This is a genomic window from Aliiglaciecola sp. 2_MG-2023, from assembly GCF_030548145.1.
In the GTDB taxonomy this organism is placed as follows: Bacteria; Pseudomonadota; Gammaproteobacteria; order Enterobacterales; family Alteromonadaceae; genus Aliiglaciecola; species Aliiglaciecola lipolytica_A.
This window is the reverse complement of record NZ_JAUORY010000019.1, coordinates 67,782-88,403: the sequence shown is the minus strand read 5'-3', so window position 1 is coordinate 88,403 and position 20,622 is coordinate 67,782. Positions and strand designations below refer to the sequence as shown.

General features: G+C 41.9%; 18 protein-coding genes and 1 pseudogene. 11 read left to right on the top strand and 8 right to left on the bottom strand.

Annotation, left to right across the window (positions count from 1 at the left end; translation table 11 throughout):
• Positions 1–2 precede the first annotated feature (2 nt).
• From Q4567_RS16935 to Q4567_RS16925, 3 genes are read left to right on the top strand one after another with little or no spacing between them, the layout of a single operon-like run.
• On the top strand, positions 3–1,487 hold the full coding sequence (locus Q4567_RS16935) for a tryptophan halogenase family protein (RefSeq protein ID WP_216050148.1): 1,485 nt from the start codon (positions 3–5) through the stop codon (positions 1,485–1,487).
• A gap of 5 nt (positions 1,488–1,492) precedes the next feature.
• The gene (locus tag Q4567_RS16930) at positions 1,493–2,194 is read left to right on the top strand and encodes a DUF6445 family protein (protein WP_216050149.1); all 702 of its coding nucleotides are present in this window, start codon (positions 1,493–1,495) and stop codon (positions 2,192–2,194) included.
• Positions 2,195–2,201: 7 nt separating this feature from the next.
• A complete protein-coding gene (locus Q4567_RS16925; protein ID WP_216050150.1) occupies positions 2,202–3,017 on the top strand; it encodes a ThuA domain-containing protein in 816 nt (271 codons plus the stop codon).
• Between the two features lie 58 nt (positions 3,018–3,075).
• Here the strand turns inward: Q4567_RS16925 and Q4567_RS16920 are convergent, their stop codons facing one another.
• Positions 3,076–4,050, bottom strand: coding sequence for an SMP-30/gluconolactonase/LRE family protein (locus tag Q4567_RS16920; protein WP_303501190.1), 975 nt, complete (start codon positions 4,048–4,050; stop codon positions 3,076–3,078).
• Positions 4,051–4,167: 117 nt separating this feature from the next.
• On the opposite strand from Q4567_RS16920, the gene Q4567_RS16915 reads away from it, so the two are divergent.
• Both Q4567_RS16915 and Q4567_RS22270 read left to right on the top strand, forming a co-directional pair.
• Positions 4,168–5,301 (top strand): endo-1,4-beta-xylanase, encoded by a 1,134-nt coding sequence (locus tag Q4567_RS16915; protein ID WP_216050152.1) that lies wholly within the window; start codon positions 4,168–4,170, stop codon positions 5,299–5,301.
• A gap of 548 nt (positions 5,302–5,849) precedes the next feature.
• A pseudogene (locus Q4567_RS22270) lies at positions 5,850–5,915 on the top strand (LuxR C-terminal-related transcriptional regulator); the annotation flags it as partial.
• A 129-nt stretch (positions 5,916–6,044) separates the two neighbouring features.
• Here the strand turns inward: Q4567_RS22270 and Q4567_RS16910 are convergent.
• The 3 genes from Q4567_RS16910 to otnK are packed head-to-tail and all read right to left on the bottom strand — an operon-like array spanning position 6,045 to position 8,253.
• A complete protein-coding gene (locus Q4567_RS16910) occupies positions 6,045–6,332 on the bottom strand; it encodes a putative quinol monooxygenase (RefSeq protein WP_216050153.1) in 288 nt (95 codons plus the stop codon).
• Positions 6,333–6,340: 8 nt separating this feature from the next.
• Positions 6,341–6,979: an aldolase gene (locus tag Q4567_RS16905; protein WP_216050154.1), complete on the bottom strand. Its 639-nt coding sequence runs from the start codon at positions 6,977–6,979 to the stop codon at positions 6,341–6,343.
• Complete coding sequence (gene otnK / locus Q4567_RS16900) at positions 6,970–8,253, bottom strand: 3-oxo-tetronate kinase (RefSeq protein ID WP_216050155.1); 1,284 nt, start codon at positions 8,251–8,253, stop codon at positions 6,970–6,972. The genes Q4567_RS16905 and otnK overlap by 10 nt, the downstream gene beginning before the upstream one ends.
• Positions 8,254–8,617: 364 nt before the next feature.
• On the opposite strand from otnK, the gene Q4567_RS16895 reads away from it, so the two are divergent.
• The 6 genes from Q4567_RS16895 (at position 8,618) to Q4567_RS16870 (ending at position 15,261) form a co-directional block, all read left to right on the top strand.
• Positions 8,618–9,724 carry an isocitrate/isopropylmalate dehydrogenase family protein gene (locus Q4567_RS16895; protein WP_216050156.1) on the top strand — a complete coding sequence of 369 codons (1,107 nt, stop codon included), beginning with the start codon at positions 8,618–8,620 and terminating at the stop codon, positions 9,722–9,724.
• 93 nt (positions 9,725–9,817) lie between these two features.
• Entirely contained in the window at positions 9,818–10,825 is a 1,008-nt protein-coding gene (locus Q4567_RS16890) for a tripartite tricarboxylate transporter substrate binding protein (RefSeq protein ID WP_303501188.1), read from the top strand.
• 1 nt (position 10,826) lies between these two features.
• Positions 10,827–11,630, top strand: coding sequence for a hypothetical protein (locus Q4567_RS16885; RefSeq protein WP_216050158.1), 804 nt, complete (start codon positions 10,827–10,829; stop codon positions 11,628–11,630).
• A 5-nt stretch (positions 11,631–11,635) separates the two neighbouring features.
• Entirely contained in the window at positions 11,636–13,168 is a 1,533-nt protein-coding gene (locus Q4567_RS16880; protein WP_216050159.1) for a tripartite tricarboxylate transporter permease, read from the top strand.
• A gap of 30 nt (positions 13,169–13,198) precedes the next feature.
• Positions 13,199–14,257: a Gfo/Idh/MocA family protein gene (locus tag Q4567_RS16875; RefSeq protein ID WP_303501186.1), complete on the top strand. Its 1,059-nt coding sequence runs from the start codon at positions 13,199–13,201 to the stop codon at positions 14,255–14,257.
• Entirely contained in the window at positions 14,254–15,261 is a 1,008-nt protein-coding gene (locus tag Q4567_RS16870; RefSeq protein WP_216050161.1) for an SMP-30/gluconolactonase/LRE family protein, read from the top strand. Before Q4567_RS16875 ends, Q4567_RS16870 begins: the two co-directional genes overlap by 4 nt.
• A 29-nt stretch (positions 15,262–15,290) precedes the next feature.
• Here Q4567_RS16870 and Q4567_RS16865 read toward each other — a convergent pair whose 3' ends face one another.
• From Q4567_RS16865 to Q4567_RS16850, 4 genes are all read right to left on the bottom strand, one after another.
• Positions 15,291–16,262: a D-2-hydroxyacid dehydrogenase gene (locus Q4567_RS16865; RefSeq protein ID WP_216050162.1), complete on the bottom strand. Its 972-nt coding sequence runs from the start codon at positions 16,260–16,262 to the stop codon at positions 15,291–15,293.
• Positions 16,259–17,587 (bottom strand): MFS transporter, encoded by a 1,329-nt coding sequence (locus tag Q4567_RS16860; protein WP_303501185.1) that lies wholly within the window; start codon positions 17,585–17,587, stop codon positions 16,259–16,261. Before Q4567_RS16860 ends, Q4567_RS16865 begins: the two co-directional genes overlap by 4 nt.
• Positions 17,588–17,838: 251 nt before the next feature.
• Positions 17,839–19,428 carry an aldehyde dehydrogenase (NADP(+)) gene (locus tag Q4567_RS16855; RefSeq protein WP_303501184.1) on the bottom strand — a complete coding sequence of 530 codons (1,590 nt, stop codon included), beginning with the start codon at positions 19,426–19,428 and terminating at the stop codon, positions 17,839–17,841.
• 10 nt (positions 19,429–19,438) lie between these two features.
• Entirely contained in the window at positions 19,439–20,620 is a 1,182-nt protein-coding gene (locus tag Q4567_RS16850; protein ID WP_216050165.1) for a fumarylacetoacetate hydrolase family protein, read from the bottom strand.
• Between the last annotated feature and the right edge of the window lie 2 nt (positions 20,621–20,622).

The window sequence follows — 20,622 nt, the reverse complement described above, 5'->3', positions numbered from 1 at the left end:
TCATGAATCAAAATGCGATAAAAAAAATAGTCATAGCCGGGGGAGGGACCGCTGGTTGGATGTGTTGTGCTGCAATAGCAAAATTGTTGGGTAAAAATATTGAAGTCAGCTTAATTGAGTCTGATTTAATTCCCACCGTTGGAGTTGGTGAGTCAACCATTCCGACTTTGCATATCTTTCATGACTTACTAAAAATTAGTGAATCAGAATTCATGGCAGCCACCAATGCTACATTTAAGTTAGGTATTTCGTTTGAAGGCTGGAAGCAAGAGCAGCAAAACTATTTTCATTCATTTGGTTATGTAGGACAAGGATGCTGGGCTGCCGGTTTTCAGCACTTTTGGCTAAAGGGAATGCAACAAGGGGTTGCAGCAGACATTGGCGACTATTGCACTGAGCACTTAGCAAGCCGTTTGGGGAAATTTGCCGTTGTGCCTAATCAAGATCGTAAGCACGCTTATCAGCTAGATGCTGGACTATACGCTAAGTTTTTACGCAATTTTGCTGAGCAACACGGTGCTAAACGTATAGAAGGCATGATCAACTCAGTTAACTTAGAGCCTAGTAATGGCTTTATTAAATCGCTAACGTTAGGTGATGGAAACGTCATTGAGGGTGATTTGTTTATTGATTGCACCGGTTTTAAAGGGTTACTAATAGAGCAAGCATTGCATACCGGATACGAAGATTGGGGCCACTGGTTACCGAGCGATAGCGCCGTTGCTGTGCAAACAGAATTAGTAAACCATCCAGTACCATATACACGAGCTATGGCGCATAAGTGCGGCTGGCAGTGGCAAATACCGCTACAAAATCGCCGTGGTAATGGCTTGGTTTTTTGCAGTAAATACATGAGCGATGAAGAGGCAAAAACAGCATTACTAAACAATGTTGAAGGTAACCTAATCAATGAACCTCGTGTTATAAAATATCGTACGGGAACACGGCGTAAGCATTGGAACAAAAACTGTGTTGCTATTGGTTTATCCAGCGGATTTATAGAGCCACTAGAGTCAACCAGTATTCATTTAATTCAACAAAGTATTGTTAGATTAATGCAAAACATGCCCACCAAAGCAATAGAATCAAGCTATCAAGATGACTTCAACAACAAAATGCGTTTTGAAGCTGAGAATATTCGTGATTTTATCGTGCTGCATTACCATGTCACGCAACGCAACGACAGTGACTTTTGGCGTTACTGTAAGAATATGTCAATCCCTGAGTCACTTGCTAAACGTATTGAACTATTTTTACAAAGTGGGCATGTCTATAAAGCCGAGCAAGAACTCTTTGGTGAGGCATCGTGGTTACAAGTGATGTTAGGACAAGGTTTAATGCCACAAAATTATCACCCAATAGTTGATAGTATGAGTGATGAGGAGCTAAAACACTTTTTACAATCAATTAAAAATCACGTTGCTAAAAAAGCAAATAGCCTACCAAATCATATTGATTTTATTAATCATTATTGCAAATCTAGGTAAGTATTATGTTAGCGCTTGGCAATTATATTCAGCCTCAATATGAGTTTATAGGGCAAGAACAAACCCCCATTATTATTATTGACAATTACTTAAGTGAGCCGCAGTTAGTTATAAATTTAGCGCAAAACCACAGTGAGTTTAAACCTGATACAGTGACTCAGTATCCAGGTTTGCGTATGCCACTGCCAAAGCAATATGTGGTTGATTACTTAAAACCCCTTATACAAGGGTTTTATAAAGTATTTAAAATTGGGCAAACACTAATGCCACGTCCAAAAGACAACTGCTTGTCGTTAATTACCAAAACACCAGAACAGTTATCAGCAGTACAAACCTTGCCACATTTTGATACCAATGACCCTAACTTAATTGCGATAATTCACTACCTTGGTGAAGGAGCGCATGGCGGCACAGGTTTTTTCAGGCATAAAAAAACCGAGTTTGAAACAATAAACTCGCACCGAAAACACATCTATTTAACCCATGCGCAAAATTACCTTATAAACAACAGTCATGCCAAACCAGCGTATTGCACCGCACAGCACAGTGAATTTGAGTGTTATAAGAGCATACCTTATAAACCTAACCGTCTTATTGTATTTCCGGGTTACTTGTTGCATTCAAGTTTGCTCGATAACACGACCGATATTTCATCATGCCCACAAACAGGCCGCTTAACTGCCAATATGTTTGTGCACTTTAAATAGGAATTCTATGTTTAGTCATGTATATAAACTTGGGCTATTAAGCTTTGTTTTGTTAGCTCAGAGTGTTGTAACGGCGCAAAATAGCTTTGCTACCGGTTTTGATAATCTCCCTAAAAAACAATTTAACGTACTCTTGTTTACCAAAACGACTGGTTGGCACCATAAATCACAAACTCAAGGGGTTCAGGCGCTTGAACGTTTAGCCGATAAGCACTTTTTTAATTTAATATGGCATGAAGAAAGCCATTATTTTAATGATGACTACTTAAACAATGTGGATGTAGTGGTCTTTTTATCAACCACGGGCGATATTTTAAACCTAAAAGAGCAAGCCGCGTTTGAGCGATTTATAAGAGCAGGTAAAGGCTTTGTTGGTATTCATAGCGCGTCAGATACTGAATACGATTGGCAGTGGTATCAAAAGCTGGTGGGACGCACCTTTAATATTCATCCAGTTGTGCAAACCGCTGTGTTAAGCAAAGTACCTAATAATAACTTTATTGGCTTAAACCACATGCCGCAAAAAATGTTATGGACTGACGAGTGGTATGAGTTTGGCCCAGAGCTAACTAAGTTAAACTATTTACTTACGGTTGATGAGCAAAGTTACAACCCAAATGCCGATTGGGGTAATGACAAAACAGGTTCGGGTATGGGGGGTAGACACCCCATCTCATGGTATCACAATTACGATGGCGGTCGCTCATTTTATACAGCCCTTGGGCATACCAATGCAGTGTATAAAAGTGAGTTTTTAACCGAGCATATTTATGGCGGTATTTATTGGGCTGCAACCGGTAAGGGGGTGAAAACAAGTAACTAAAAATAGGGAGTATTCACTCCCTAACTGAAATTAACTATTATCGCATTTACATGGTAGTTTAATTGTTTAACCCAGGTATTTTTACATCCAGTGTAAACAACCCCTTAGCTGTGGTGATTAGTAAAGTTTTGCGATCTGTACCACCAAATGCAAGGTTAGTCACATTCGGGCCAATTTCAATCTTATCGATCCAGCTGCCGCTGGGTGAGTAAATATTAATAACGCCTTTACTGTGGCTGCTTACGTAAATATTACCAGCGCAATCTACTTTTATACCATCGGGAGAGGTTACTTTTATAAAGTCTTCCCGCGGCGAAATCTCACTGTGTTCATTAATTGTGTATTTACTTACTCGGTTACTAAAATCGCCGATATACAAGGTTTGTTGATCGGGGGAGAGTGCAACTCCGTTGGGTTTTTCAAGGCTTGCGTCAACTAAACTAATTTCACCAGTACTGCTTAGTTTATAAACACCTGTGTAAGGCATTTGTTGTGTGCGTTCACCTAATTGCCAATTAGGATCAGTAAAATAAATATCACCATTTTTATGCAAGGTCATATCGTTAGGGGAGTTAAAACTCAAGCCATTAAACTTATTAACTACCACCGTATTTGTTTTAGTTTTTATATTGATTTTAGCAAGCGACTGCGAGTTGTGATTAAGGTTATATAAAATCTCGCCCTTGGCGTATAGGCCATTGCTACCACTGTGCTTTAAATAAGTGGTAATGGTATTAGGCAAAACTAATTTATAAATGGTCGAGTCCGGGCCAAATGCTTGCGAGCTGGCAAAGTTCATTTCTGAAAAATAAAACGCATTATCTTGGCTTGACCACGTTGGTCCCTCTAAAAACAGAAACTTGTCACTAACAAGAGTTGGCCTTGAGTCAGTTATTATGGGTGACTGTCCATTTGTTTGGCATTGCGATGTATTTAGTACAGGTGAATCATGAGGTTGTTGGGCTAATGCAGCTTGATGAAAAGAGAGCATTAAAACGACGAAGCTTAGTTCTTTTTTTGGTATTTTTAGCATAGATGATAACTCGCTGTTGCTTAACGTATAACTAAAATAGTCCTTTTGACTATAACATTTATTTTTTTCGTTGTATGATATTTATCGAAAGTAATAACGAATCAACGGAGCACTCATATGTATAAGAAACTCATACTCCCACTACTTTTGCTTATCGGGCCTTGGTGCGTAAACGCCCAAACAGATGTTGAACTTAAAAAGGCCTTTGCCGACGCGTTTAAAATAGGTGTTGCCGTAAACCAAGACATAGTGACAGGTAAAAACGCTGCCGCACAGTCTATTATTGCTAAGCAATTTAATACCGTTACCCTTGAAAATGCCATGAAAGCAGAAGTAATTTATCCAGAAAAAGGGCAAGTAGATTTTAGTGGTGCGGATGCGTTTATAGATTTTGCCAAGCAAAATAATATGTTTACCGTAGGCCACACCTTAGTGTGGCATAACCAAACACCTGATTGGTTTTTTACAAATAGCAAAAACGAGCCAAATACTCCAGCACAGCAGTTAGAGCAAATGCGTAAACATATAGAGTTGGTAGCAGGGCGCTACAAAAACAAAGTAGATGCGTGGGATGTAGTAAACGAAGTCATCGCTGATGACGGCTCTTATCGCCCAACTGTGTGGGTTAACCGCGTAGGCGATGGCGATACTATGGTAAAAGCCGCGTTTAAATACGCCCAGCAGTATTCACCGAATACTGAGCTTTACTACAACGACTTTAATGCATGGCGACCAGAAAAAAGAGACGGCATTATTCGGATGATCAAAATGCTGCAAAAAGAAGGTATTCGTATTGATGGCGTTGGCATACAAGCACACTGGGGACTTAACTTCCCAAAAATGGAATACATTGAACAAGCCATTGAGGCATACGCTGCACTGGGTATAAAAGTGATGATCACCGAGCTTGATATAGACGTGCTGCCTTTAACAAAAGAAGGGCAAATTACTGGCAGCGATATGATGAAGCCACAGTTTCAGCTAGAAGAATTTGAAACTTACCTCGACCCATACAAAAAAGGTTTACCCAGCGACGTAGCAGCGCAATTAAACGACCGTTATAAATCGTTATTTGAACTGTTTTACGCAAAACGCGACAAGATTGACCGCGTGACTTTTTGGGGCCTACACGATGGCATGTCATGGAAAAACGATTACCCTATCCCAAACAGAACAAACTACCCATTACTCTGGGACCGTAATTTAAGCCCTAAGCCGATTATTAAAACGATTATCGATGTTAGTCGCTAAATCTCTGTGTAGGTTAAAGCCGAGTATGTTTTTCATGCTCGGCTTTTTTGTGTTTGGTCGGTTTGTCACAAAGAGAAATGAATCAGAAGTGCCTAATGATTTTATTGCTTCATAAAAGTAAGAAAGTGATGAAGTGGCGATTCAGTTTCTTTGGTAAGCGAGCCATTTGCATCTATGGTTTAACATCAATGGTAACCTTATAATCGGCGAGCTAGCTGTTGAGCAAGAAAATAACCAGTGGAAAGTAAGCCTGCTGAAGCGATTATATTAACCACTTAGAGCCCACTTTATTTATCCAAACAATGTATGCCGGTGCAAATGGTTTTTTACTAAAAGAATTTGATGCAGGGAAGCTTGAAACGGCCATTGACATTATGTTCAATGGGGGCATGTTAGTCGCACCTGTATTGTTAAACCAATTAATTAAGTCATGAACAGCTTAATACCTTTGCTGATCCTGATATTGAGTCATTAAGTAAAAGGGAGCGGGCAATCTCAAAGTTGATCGTTGGTGGATATTCAAACAAGAAAATGGCTGAAACAGTTTTTTAGCTGAAGGTACGGTTAAAAACCATGTTTCGAATATACTGGCTAAACTGAATATCCGAGATTGAACCCGTGCAGCGCTTAAAGCCCTCAGTACAAAATTGATTTAATCTACCTAAACCGGTTAGAGGGTAATTCCTTTTCTTTTTGTGCAGGGGCTTTTTTGTCATTTTATGATCGCTAGTGGTTGTGAGTTTTTACTTTGCCAGTTTGAACGTTTCTACCTTTTTTGACTCTATCCAGTCAGTTGTTTTCTGATTAAAACTTTTGAAGTGACTCGTCATTAAATGTTGCTCAAATGCTTTGGCTGACTCGTAGATTTCATACAAAAATACTTCATTGTTGTTTTCTTTGCTCGTGCACACATCAAAGTAATGACATTCAGATTCTAGATCTAAAGAATCTTTCGCTTGTTTATTTACGGCTTCCATAAATTGAGCTTGGAAAGTGTCTTTAACAATGAATTTTACGGTAACTACAAACATAAATTTCCTTAAGGTTTAGTGTTCTGTTTTAGGTGACTTATTTGGCTGTCGGTCAGTAGACGAGGCTGTTTGTTACTAAGCATAAAGGCCAACTTACAGCTTTCTTCCAATTCTTCCATCCCATAGACACAGGCATCAATAGTTTGGGCAGATACAATCGGTCCATGGTTAGCCATGATGACGCCCGCATGCTTTGTTGCGACCTCGCCTACGGCGACTGCCAAACCTGCATCGCCAGGAGCAAAATAGGGCACACAAGCAATCGCCCCTAAGCGCATTGTAAGATACGGCGTATAAGTGGGAACACAGTCAGCTACATTATCTACAGGCAAACATGACCAGGCTGTTGCATAAGAGGAATGCAAATGAATTATGCAGTTGTCTTGGGGGCGTTTATCGTACATGGCCTTGTGTAAGCTAAATTCTTTAGAAGCCTTACTGCCGCGGATCAAATTACCTTGTTGATCGATAACAGACAGCTCGTCTTCTTGTAAAAAACCAAAACACGTATTGGTCGGGGTGATGACCCAGCCACTGTCAATGCGAACACTCATATTCGCTGAGGCGCCAGAGGTTAAGCCGCGCTCGAAAATAGAGCGGGCGTACTGGACGATTTTTTGTTTTGCGGTTTTTTCGTCTATCGACATGTGAGTTTCTCCAGCGCAGATTGAAAAAAGGTTTGATCACCAAAATTACCTGACTTCAATGCAAGATTGATGATTGGTGGTGTTATGGAATGCAATATGGGAACACCGGGGCTGACACTCTGGCCAATTTCGAAAGCAGGTATATCTAAACGCTTTACAATGGCCCCTGAGGTTTCACCGCCAGCAACAATAATATTTTTAAAACCAGCCTTAATACAGTCTTCAGCCAGTTTAGCTAAGGTTCCTTCTAGTAACACTTGGGATTTTTCAAAGCCTATTTCACTTTGTACCTTATCGACCACTTCTTTCGAGGATGTGGTGTAAATTAAGGGGGCTGCAGATTTGTTTTGCAGGGCCCATGCGAGTATCTGCTCATAGGTTTGGCTTTGATTTAACAGTTTAAAAGGGTCAATATAAAGTGCTGGGTGTGCTTGTTTGTAATCAGCCACTTGCCGCTGGGTCATGGCAGAACAGCTACCACTGAGTATTAGTGTCGGCCCATCCGTCTGTTGCGTTGTGTTTTTTACTGAATTAGCTACCCAGCCATATTGAGCAAATTCATGAGTGAGATTGGTAGCTAAACCTGAACCGCCAGTGATGAGGGGGAATGCATCTACATTTCGACCAATGCGTTCTAAATGCTCGGTACTTAAGGTATCCAGTACGATATATCGATAATTTTTCGCCGCTGCACGTAACGCTGCTTTAAAATAGACCTCATCTCCTTCGATACAGTGATAGGGAATGTTTACCGCTTTACCTCGCCCCTGAGCTTCAATGAGCCGCACCACCGAGGAGTCTTGCATAGGCGTTAAAGGGTGATCTTTTAAGGGACTCTCATTTAAGGGAGCATCACCAACAAAAAGGTGGCCCATGTATACCGTTCTGTCATTAACAGGTAGTGCAGGACAAATAATCGTACTTGATAATTTTAATGCATCAAGCAGCGCATCTATTACTGGGCCAATATTACCTTTAGGTGTTGAGTCAAATGTTGAGCAGTATTTAAAGTAGTACTTGCGACAGCCCAATCCTTGCAGCCAGTATAAGGCGGCGAGCGATGTTTCAACTGCATCACTAGCGTCTACAGTACGTGTTTTCAGAGCGACGACTATGGCGTCATAACCCTCTAGCTCAAGTTCAGAATCAAGGGGGAAACGGTTGATCTGTACGGTTTTTAAACCACTATTAACCAGAAAGCTGGCTAAGTCCGAAGCCCCCGTAAAGTCATCAGCAATACAACCGAGAATGGGTTTCTGCAGGTAATTATTCATAACGCATTGTTCCATCTAAATGACGATTACCAAAAAAATATATTGACATCGTAACGTCAGTAAATTTAAATTAATGTATACATTGGAGTTAGATTAACTTATACATTGTTTCTTTTGCAATACTTATCTCTACTAAAATTGCACTTAAATCAGGTTAGAAACGCATATGGTTACCCATACTAGCGATCTATAGGTATAGCTATTTGGCAAGGTAGTGGAGATTAAATTGAGCAGTGAAAGCGACAGAAAAACTTGAAAACACATTGTCAAATGATGATGAACTTCTAGTTGTGTAGTTGTGATGATTAAAGCGTGTCGATTAGAAAACACTTACATTTAGTAACTTAGGATGATTGGGGCTAACATGAGCGGTAAAAAACAATTTACAATAACAGTATTTCCAGGTGACGGTATTGGCCATGAGGTCACGCCTCCGTGTCTCGATTTACTGAACAAAGTAGCGGAAAAAGTGGGAGGATTTTCTTTAAATTTCATCTCTTTCGAAGCTGGAGCCGCATACTATAAAAAAACGGGTGTATCTCTTCCCGAAGAAGCTCTTGAACATGCTAAACAATCGGATGCGACATTATTAGCTTGTATGGGGATGCCAAGTATTCGCTATCCAGATGGTAGGGAAATTGCCCCGCAGTTAGAGTTACGCGAAAAGCTTGATCTCTTCGCAGGTGTTCGGCCCGTTAAAACGTTACCTGGCTTACCTTTACCTCTGCAAGACGCGCGAGCTAAAAATCTAGATTTTGTATTAATCCGCGAAAGTACCGAAGGGCTTTTTGCGAGTCGGACAAACTTTATCATTAAAGGTGAAGGAGCCGATGAAGCTGCCTTTGATACACAAAAAATAAGCCGTAAAGGGTGCGAGCGCTTGTTCGATTTTGCGTTTAATTTTGCAAAAGAGAGAAAACGTAAAGGCTATACAGGGAATGTGACCTGTGTGGATAAAGCAAATGTGTTAGGTTCGTTTTATTTTATGCGGCAAATTTTCGATGAAATGGCCAGTAAGCATTCTGATATAGAAGCAGACCATGTATATGTCGATGCAGCAGCGCTGCAGATGGTTAGCAAACCATGGATTTTCGATGTCATGGTAACTGAAAATATGTTTGGTGACATTCTATCTGATCTCGGTGCTGGGCTGATGGGCGGTATGGGCATGGCCCCGTCTGCTGATATTGGTGAAAACAATGCTGTTTTTCAACCATGTCATGGCAGTGCCCCAGACATTATTGGCCAGGGTAAAGCGAACCCTACTGCAATGTTTTTGTCCGGCGCGTTAATGCTGGATTGGTTGGGGACTCAATATGATAACGCGGCAGCAATTCAGGCTGGTCTCTTAATAAATACAGCCGTTGAAAATGCCTACGCAAGTTCGAATATTTTGCCTTATGAACTAGGTGGTGCCTGTGGAACTGATACGATCACGCGCAGTATTATGGATGAGTTAGATAAGCTATAAACCGCAGCTAAGACTAATGATTGATTGTTCACAAACATCACTAGCCATTGACATCGCAAAGTATTCACTTAGGGAACGACACGGGGAATTAATATGTTAAGAACCTTACTCATATCTTTATTTTCTTTTTTATTTGTTAGCGCAGGGGCAGATGCAAAACAGCGCTATCCAAAACGACCGATTACAACGACTGTCGTTTGGTCTGCTGGTGGCGGCACTGACGCGGCAAATCGAGTGATTATGGCTGAAATGTCGAAAGAACTCGGTGTGCGGATCAATGTGACGAATATGACGGGTGGCATCTCAGGTTCAATAGGCATGAGTTCTACTTTAAGGAAACGCCCTGATGGATATAATTTGGTTGGCCTAGCAAGCTCAAATGTATCTGCAGCGGTTAATGGTGGATGGGGAGAGAAATTCGAGGTGTGGTATCCCTTTATAGTGGGTAGTTCTCCAGATGTTATATCCGTTAAAATGGATTCTCCTTACCATTCACTTGCCGAGTTGATCGCAGCGGCTAAATCCGCTCCCGGCAGTTTCAGTGCAGGCGCCGGTGGCTTGGGTAGTAATCATCATCTACATTTAATGGAACTCAGTAAAATTGCAGACATAGATATCAGTTTTATCCCTTATCCGGGTTCAGCTCCATCGCAAACTGCGGTGATAACCGGCGAGGTTGATTTCGTCATAACCTCCATGGCAGAACAATCCCAATTAATACGAGGCAACAAATTAAGACCCCTAGCTATGCTGCATCCAGAAGCCTTTGAGATGCATGATGGCAAGAAAATTCCTAGTGCCTTTGTGGATTTTCCTGAGTTGTCTAAACATCTACCTATTAGTCAAGCCATTGGTTTTGCAGTGAATAATCAGGCTTCAGCAGAGGTTAAAAGTCAACTCGCTTCAGCCTTTAAAAAGGCGATGGCTTCACCTGTACTCAAAGACTGGGCACGGCAGAACTACTATGAGTTAAGCGGTGTGTATGGTGAGGCTGCACAGCAAGAGTTTGCTCGCTTAGAGTCGCTTTTTGCTTGGTCATTAGAAGCCCTAAATGCCAGCAAGGTGTCACCCGAAACACTCAATATTCCGCGACCTAATTGATATGAAGCAGGAAATTCAGATTAGCACGGAAATGGACGAGAAGAGTCGTACATTAGCTCGTGCAAATTTTAAAGTAGGGTTAGTGGTTTTTATCATTTGTGTTGTATTTTTTGTGCATACTTTATCCTTTCCGATGACAGGCTCGTACGGTGGTGTAGAAAATCAGTGGTATGTGTCTCCCGCCTTATTTCCACTATCGGTGCTGAGTATATTGATCCTATTGAGCGGGATAATGATCATCAAGGTGTGGAAGGAGTGTGATTATTTCAGTTCACTAACCGTGCAAAGTGTCAATGCAGCTAGCATGGATAGTAAAACTCAAGATAAATGGTACGTCATCACGCTTTTGTGTGTGTATATTTACGTCTACATTCCCTCGGCGGATTTCTACTTAGTAACCTGTCTGTTCCTGTTATCGCTCATGCTGAGGTTTTACCTGAAGCTTACTGGATTGTGGCGTGGTGTATTATATGTGCACATCCCGCTAGCTATCGTCCTGCTTAGTGTTCGCAGTATACATAGCGATGTTTTTAGTTGGTTTTTAGTTAGTAGTATTGTTGATGAGCAGCATATTTTGATTAACGACTTATGTTGTGCTGCGGCCTTAGGTTTGCAGCTATTCGCCAGTGTGATTCGTTTAAAGCCTGAGCCAGCTAAGGTGCTGAGAGTGTGGATATACAGCTTATTGATTCCCCTGATACTAATCTGTGTTTTTAGTTTTTTACTCTATGTACCAATGCCTGTTGAATATGGCAGTGTTTCGAGTTTTCTGAATTATCTCGTTTACGATGTTCTAGGGATTTGACAGCTATGATTGACCAGTTTTTACAGTTCTTTAGTATTCTTTTTAACTTAGTCTCACAGCCCAGTAATTTACTCATACTTTTTGCTTCTAGTTTTATCGGGATTTTGTTTGGTGCGATGCCTGGATTAACGGCCACCTTAGGTATCGCATTGCTGACAACGCTGACCTATAGTCTCAACACAGATACCGCTCTTATTTCGTTGTTGGGCATGTACGTGGGAGCGGTTTACGGAGGGTCTTACCCAGCTATTCTATTAAATATTCCAGGCACCCCCGCTGCTGCTGCTACAGCGCTAGACGGATACCCTATGGCTAAACGCGGCGAAGGGGCAAAAGCATTAGGTTTAACCACTACCGCATCGCTGATTGGTACACTTATTGGGCTGGTCTTCTTAGTGGTTTTATCTCCCGCTATTGCTACTGTCGCCCTGCAGTTCACATCTTGGGAATTTTTCTTATTGGCTTTGTTCGGTATTATTATTAGTGGCTCTATTACTAGTCAAGATCTTGTTATAAAAGGCTGGATAACAGGTTTCTTGGGGTTGTTATTATCCACCATAGGGCGTGATTCACTGCAGTACTTTCCGCGTTATACCTTCGAGCAAAGTCAGCTCGACAGTGGACTTGAAATAGTACCTGTATTGATTGGCGTATTTGGTATACCTCAAGTTATCCGTGTCTTGAGTGATAGAGATACATTGGGTAAGCCCTCGAAATTATCCAGAGTGTTACCCGAGCTTGCTGCCATCAAGCGTAATATTAAGCATATATTTCGCTCAGCTGGTGTCGGTGTTGGTATTGGTTCAGTGCCTGGCATTGGAGAAGATATTGCAGGGTGGGTGAGTTATAGTGCGGCTAAAAAAACATCAACTCCTGAAGAGCAAAAGAAATTTGGCCATGGGTCCGAAGCAGCCATCGTTTCATCTGAGACCGCTAATAACGCCTGTGTAGGTGGGGCATTGATCCCTCTGCTAACCTTGGGCATACCTGGTAGCCCGCCAGCAGCCATGTTATTGGGGGCTTTACTATTGCATGGCATTACCCCAGGGCCAACCATTGAGATTGATCATCCCAATTTTCTATTAGAGGTAACGGCCATCCTTGTACTGGCGTCTTTGGCGATGTGGGCCAATGGTATGTTACTAGCAAAACAAGTACTAAAGCTATTGCAGGTGCCCCCCCCCTTATTTATTCCTGTGGTAGGTGCGCTTTGTGTGCTGGGCGCCTATTCCTTAGGTATTAATATTTTTAATCTTTACATAATGCTGCCGGTGGGTATTTGTGCCTACTTTTTAAGTGAAATGAAGTTTCCCTTAGCTCCTCTAGTGATCGGGTTGGTGCTGGGTAGCATGGCAGATGAGAGCCTTAGGCGCGCTTTGATGTTATCTGAGGGATCCTTTTGGCCTTTATTTGAGCGACCCGTTGCCGTAATTTTACTGCTTATCATTGTGTCTTTTTGCATAATTCAGATCCCTTTGATTCGACGTGGTGGCAATGCATTTATGAACCGCTTTTTTAGACGTACCGCTCGTCAGTAGGCGACATACAAACTCAAGGTGTTGTAAAAGATGAATAACGTATTGCGAGTAGCCTGTTCAGGCACAGGGTATTTTAGTCAATTTCATTATGAAGCATGGAATCGGCTGGATAAGGTCAAACTTGTGGGGCTATGTAACCGAGACCTAGAGAAAGCCAAGCATTTCGCTCAGACTTACAAAATTGAGCATTACTATCAGAACTTAGAAGTGATGCTGCGCGAACTGAAACCAGATTTTTTGGATATTATTACCCCCCCCGTAACCCATCTTGAGGCTGTGACTGTAGCTGCCAAGTTGGGGATAGATGTATGTTGTCAAAAGCCATTTGGTGAAAACTTCGAGCAGGCTAAGCAAATGGTGACAATAGCAAAAGACGCGGGGATTAAACTAGTTATTCACGAGAATTTTCGTTTTATGCCTTGGATCCGTAAAGCCAAAGAGGTGATTGATAGTGGAATTTTAGGACAGATATTAAATGTGCAATTTAATCTTCGACCGGGCGATGGTCAGGGGAAAGATGCCTACTTAGCACGACAGGCTTATTTTCAAGAAATGCCTAAGTTTTTGATCCACGAAACGGGTATACACATAGTGGACGTTTTCCGCTATTTTTTTGGTGAACCTCACTCTGTTTATGCCCAACTTCGTCGTTGTAATCCTGTGATAAAAGGGGAAGACGCGGGTATAGTTATTTTTCAATTCGCCCACAACTTGCAAGCTGTCTTAGATGGTAATCGGTTATTAGATCATAGCAGTTCTAATACTCGTCGTACAATGGGAGAGTGCCAAGTCGAAGGAACACAGGGGACCTTAAACATTGATGGGGAAGGGCGAATATGGCTGCGAAAAATAAACGAGAAAATAAGTAACGAATTACCTTACATGTGGCAAGACGCAAATTTTGGTGGGGACTGTGTTTACCAAACGATAAAGCATATTGTGCAGCACTACCTCCAAGACACGCCATTGGAAAATCAAGGATTCGAATACTTACACAATATTTTAGTTGAACAGGCTATTTATCAGTCTCATGAGCAGCGTAGCTGCATTGATTTGCCGCTGCAGGCGAGTATTGAGGTAACACCATGAGCACTATGTCGATAAATGACGCGCAGTTTATCGGTTCGGGGCTGGTGCGACCTGAATGTGTGCTAGCAACCAAAGCTGGGAATTTATATGTATCTGATTTTCGTGGCGGTGTCACCAAAATCTCATCGACTGGACAGGTGCAATTTATTGGGGGAGAAGACGTAGAGGGGCTCGGCAAACTCAAACCCAATGGCATTTGCATGTTAGCAGATGGTAGTTTTTTGGTGGCTCACCTTGGAGATGATAGCGGTGGCATTTATCGTGTCTATCGTGATAACAAGATAGAACCCTTTTTAACCGAAGTTGAGGGGCAAGCCCTGCCCCCTACCAATTTTATTTTACTTGATCATCAAGAACGTCTTTGGATAACTGTTAGCACACGTCAGTCACCGAGAGCAAAAGGTTATAGGCGTGATGTGGCTGACGGTTTCATCGTGTTGGTGGATGGCTATGGGCCGCGAATTGTGGCTGATAACATTGGTTATACAAATGAGGTCTGCGTCACGCCAGATGGTAAAACCCTTTATGCAAATGCGACCTTTGCTCGTCAAACGCTCGCCTTTGATATAGATGAAAATAATAATCTTGGTAATCGACGTATCGTTGCCCAGTACCAAAAGGGAATTTTCCCCGATGGGCTGACGATGGATGAAAGTGGCTTTCTATGGATAACCAGTATTGTCAGCAATAGTATTCTAAGGGTCGATCCAAAAACGTCTCAAGTGGATCTTATGATGCAAGATGTAGAAGAACGTCATGTCAACTGGGTTGAAGACGCCTTCATTCAGGGGGCAATGAACAGTAGCCATCTGAGTACTGCACAAAGTAAGGTTTTTAAGAATATTAGCTCCTTAGCATTTGGTGGTTTGGATCGCCGCACTCTGTATCTTGGGTGTTTGTTGGGGGAAGCCGTCGCTGTTTTATACGGAGCTGTGACAGGGGTGGCTCCAGCACATTGGAATTTTGACTCAGATACTGAGTACACTATAGCTAAAAAAGTTTAGATAATTGGTTAACTAAGCTTCAGAATATATTAATAACCAGAGATCTTTGTAACTTGGTTTCTCAGCGGCTGTTCAGTGGTATAACGTTGCAAGTTTTCCAATGCTACGTCCCGCCAAGCCTCAATCACCTGATCGTATGTCCCTCCTAGGTGAGGTGTGATCAATAAGTTGTCAAGAGTCCATAAAGGCGAGTCTTTGCTTAGTGGCTCTTGGGTACACACGTCTATGCCTGCCCCAAAAAGCACACCTGTTGTTAGCGCGTTTGCGAGTTCATCTTCATTTACTGCATTACCTCTTCCAATATTAAAAAAGAAAGCAGGTTTTTTCATACAGGCAAAAAAACGGCTGTCAAATAGGTGATTAGTTTGTGTCGTTCTGGGTAGGCATGAAACTACAATGTTGGCTTTTAGGGCTACCTGGTTTAAATCAGCTAAGGGGTAAACTTCATCCACATTGACGTTGGTTTTGCTTGGATCTCGTCTTATGCCAATAACATAGGCACCAAATGCTTTTAGGCGCGTCGCGATGGCTATTCCAACCGAGCCAAGCCCAACAAGTAGTACCGTTTTACCTCGAATTTGGAATAAAGAGTCACACTCAGCCAAACTAATCTGCTGCCAAGAAGCCTTTTGTTGATTTCTCACAGCGGTTGGAATGCCGCGTAATACCCCCAACAACAAGGCCATTAGATGGTCTGCAACTACATCAAAATGGCCATCAGAACAATTGGTCAGCAAAAAAGGTCTATGCACTAAATCAGGCTGGTTTTGTAGCCATTCTACACCGGTACCAAATTGTTGAAACCATTTTAAATTAGGTAATAGCGACAAATATTCACGGGGGAAATCACCAAGTACAATCTCTATTTCATTAATATGCTTGTGTATTTTTTCTATGTCGGTAGTCACTAATACTTCTCTCTTGCCAGCATACTTCATCAATGTATTATGAGATTGTGCATCCATAAATCGATCTTCAATCCACATGATTATTTTGCTCATAAATTTCTACCTTCTTTATTTGAAAACCATGCACGATTTAATTTGTAAAAATGCAACAAACCAAGAGCAACTAAAGCACCTATGGCAGGACTTGCTGCAAAAATAGTCACAATACCATTCTTGGCTGCCTCAGTTTGTATAATATTAGCTTGGTAACCATAAGAACTTAATAACCAACCAGTTAACGCACCGCCAATTGCAATACCAAATTTCAAGCTTAATAAATGTCCAGATATACTCATTGCCATCGGCCCATTGCCCTTTTTCTCTCTACCATAATCGACAGTATCAGGGATAGTAGAAAACAATATAGGGATAAAAATCATATGAAAAAACTGAGTCATAAAATTAATCATAAACGCAACGTATATCATATCCGTCGGCACATTGAGTAGAATGAAATTTGTTGCCGCAACGCCCAAACATGCAAATTTCATGAGCTTAACTTTACATATTTTTTTGGTTACCCAACTAGTAAACATGGCACCACATATACCACCAATCATACTGGTTGTTACAAAGGTTGATACGAGCGATTCTTGGCCAAGATAATAAGTAACATAATACGGCATAACACCACCACGCATGGCCACGGTTACTAATAAGGAAAATGTCACTGTAGCCATAACCCACCATTGGTCATTACGTAAAACGGCGAATATATCACTTTTAATGGTTACTTTTTTGGTGACTTCTATTACACGCTCTTTTGTATAGGAAAAGCATGCTATAAAACATAAAATTGCAATAATTGAAAGTACAACCATGGCTAGCGAGAACCCTAGCTGTTTATTACCTTCACCAAAATAAGAAACCATTGGTAATGTTAAAGCCGCAACGATAACGCCGCCTACTTTAGCCATTGCAAAACGCCAAGCTTGAACTGATGCTCGCTCTTGTGTGTCTCGCGTTAAGATCCCTCCAAGTGCCGAATATGGAATGTTAATAGCGGTGTAAGCTGTCATCATTAATGCGTAAGTAATATAAGCATAAATTAACTTATTTGACTCATTCGTATCCGGTGTTGTGAAGGCTAACACTGCTAGAATTCCATAGGGAATAGCCATCCATAAAAGATAAGGGCGATAACGTCCCCAACGAGATTTGGTTCTGTCAGCTAACGCACCCATTAACGGATCGGTAATAGCGTCAAATACTCTAACTACCAACATCAATGTGCCAGCAGCAGCGGCAGATATACCAAAAACATCGGTGTAAAAAAACATCATATAAATGATTACTACTTGAAAAACGATATTGCTACCTGTATCTCCAAGTCCGTAAGCTAACTTTTCTTTTGTTGTTAGTTTAACTTTGGATCCCATGTCACCTTTTCCTTTACGTGAATAATTATTATTGGCACGTATCTGTACCGCTCGTTTAGTTGGTTGGCGTGGCCAGTTATATTATTGAAAATCTATTCTTGGTCTATCCATGTGACTATGTCCTTAGGGAAAACAGGGTCCCAGTTACTGCTGGGCTATCAAGTATTCCACTTGCTGACACTCCGCTGGTTATAAATAAGCTGTCTAACCCACTGATAGTTCAGCAGGGGGTTAGACATAATGATCGCAAACTAAGATTGCTTCACTGGCGAAGCGGTAAAACAACCGTTAATTCGACGGACTATTTTGCGCGGATTTTCGTCTGCTAATTCTGGGGGTAACAAGTAAGCAGGCGTATCTTGGTAGGCAACAAATTTAGCAAATCGATGAATTGCGTCAATGCCGACACTGGTTGATGCCCCATTTGACGAAGCGGGATAGGGACCACCATGATGCTGTGAACCACAAACTTCAACGCCAGTAGGAAAACCATTAAATATAATTCTGCCGGCTTTTTGCTCTAATACCGGCAGTAGCTCCGCAATAAGCCCTTGGTCTTGTTCGGTGGCATGGATTGAAGAGGTAAGGTTTCCTTTTAGTACATTGGCCACTGCTAACATTTGCTGTTCATTGTCACATTCGACAAGCAAAGTTGCGGGGCCAAATATTTCGTTTTGCATAGCCTCATTATTTAAGAATGCGGTAGCGGATGTACTAAGCAATATACTTGCGGGCATTAGAGGCTCGAGCAAGGCGTTATCTTTTTTATTGAGCCATTGAACATCATTGTAAGCGATGAAATCTTTTACTCCTGCAACAAAGGCAGTGCCGATGTTTTTATTCAACATCGGAGTTTTGGGTTGACTATTAAGTCCTTGAGTGAAAGCCTCAATAAAGTCGGGGTGCTTTTCAATTACAATGATTCCTGGTGATGTGCAGAATTGGCCTGTGCCCATGCATACTGACGCGGCAAGTTTAGTTGCTAAGTTATTTGCGTCTTGTTGCAGCACCTTGTGGGTGAAAAACATTGGGTTAGTGCTACCCATTTCTGCAAACACGGGAATAGGCGTATCCCGTTTAGCCGCCGCGTTCATGATGGCACGGCCACCTTGCAAAGAGCCGGTAAAACCAACGCCTTGGATCAAAGGATCTGTGACTAATTGCTCAGACAGCGAAATCTCGTTGCCTTGCAGCAAGGAAAATACACCATTGGGCATGCCACATTTAGTGATGGCCTTGTCAATTGCACGGGCTAAAAGGGCGTTTGTTGTTGGATGAGTGGGGTGCCCTTTTAATACCACGGTGTTACCAGCCGCTAATGCTGATATGGTATCACCACCAAGTGCGCCAAATGCAAAAGGGAAATTAGATGCACCAAACACCGCAATAGGTCCTATGGGCTTTAGCATCTTACGCAGGTCTGGTTTGGGTAGTGGTTGCCTTTGTGGCTCAGCCGTATCAATGCTAGCTTGAACCCAACTGCTGTCTTTTACGATTTTAGCAAATGCGTTAATTTGGTTGAGAGTACGAGTTCGCTCACCGGTTAATCTTGGTATACCTAGGCCACATTCTTCGTTGCAAAAGGTAAGTAAATCGTCGCCTAAAGCTTGGATTTCTTCAGCAATGGTGCTTAAAAATTCACTGCGTTTTATAGGGCTTATACGTGAGAATTGCAAAAACGCCGACCATGCGGCATGAGTTGCTGTAGTTACTTCCTGTGTTTGACAGTTGTAAAATGGGCTTAAAAGCTCTGAAGTAACAGGGTTTTGTGCGCAAAAAGCTGGCCCAGTTGGGGAAACCCATTCACCGGCTATGTAAGACTGTTGATTGACTTGGGTCATAGTTCGACTCCTATATTAAGTTGCGTTGTGCGAGGTTATTCATTAAGACACTGATACCAAATTCCCAAGGCGGAATTTCATTTGAAAAGTGCACCGTGTTGACCAAAGAGCCGAGCTTTTGTGCTGAAATGCTAACGATGTCGCCGGGCTTATGGGTGAAACCTTTGTCTTTTTCGTCTCTGTCTTGTGTAGGAGTAAACAACGTGCCTGTGAACAAGGCCAATCCATCGGGATATTGATGGCAATCAGAAATCGTTTGAGAAACTAAATCTTCAATGTCGCGACTGATTTTTGTCATGTCATTAGTCGCATTAAGTTGATAGTCATCTTGTATTCCACTAACACTAAGTTTTACCTGAGCGGATTTAAGCTGGGTGAGGGTAAAAGTGTTATCAAATAATCTAATGATGGGGCCAATTGCGCAGGAAGCATTGTTGTCCTTTGCTTTACCTAATAACAAAGCGCTACGACCTTCAATATCGCGCAGGTTAACATCATTCCCTAGGGTGGCACCGACTATTTTTCCTCGGCTGTTTATCGCTAAAACAATTTCCGGCTCCGGATTATTCCAAGTTGATATGGGGTGAATACCTATTTCTGCGCCAAAACCAACGGAAGAAAGCGGTTGTGCTTTAGTGAAAACCTCAGCATAAGGGCCAATGCCAACCTCAAGGTATTGTGACCACATATTTTCTTTTATCAGTACTCGTTTTAACTCTTCTGCGGCTACTGAACCAGGTACTAAATTATCAACCGACGTACCTAGAGTATGAGTGATTTTATCGCGTATTGTTTTTGCTACATGTGGATCGCCTCCGGCTTTTTCTTCTATTACGCGTTCAAGCATGGAGCCCACAAATGTCACACCGCATGCTTTAATCGCTTGTAAATCAAAAGGTGATAGCAAGTGCAGGTAGCTTTTATCTAATGGTTTGTCTAGTGAGTTGTTAAAGAGTGCTTCAACACTACCCAGATAGGGCAAAGCCATATCTTCTAAGTCAGCTTTAGTTATGCTTTTTTCTATTAATGCGGAACAGGTGGGGGCTAAATTTGACAAGTCATAAACGCCCGATTGTGATAACCAAACCGGCGCTGGACCAGCAACAGCATTGTTAGACGAAGTTGGTAGCCATGCCCTCGCAATCAATGTGCCTGCAAACCCGTCTTCGGGTAGATATTTTTCTATGTTCATTT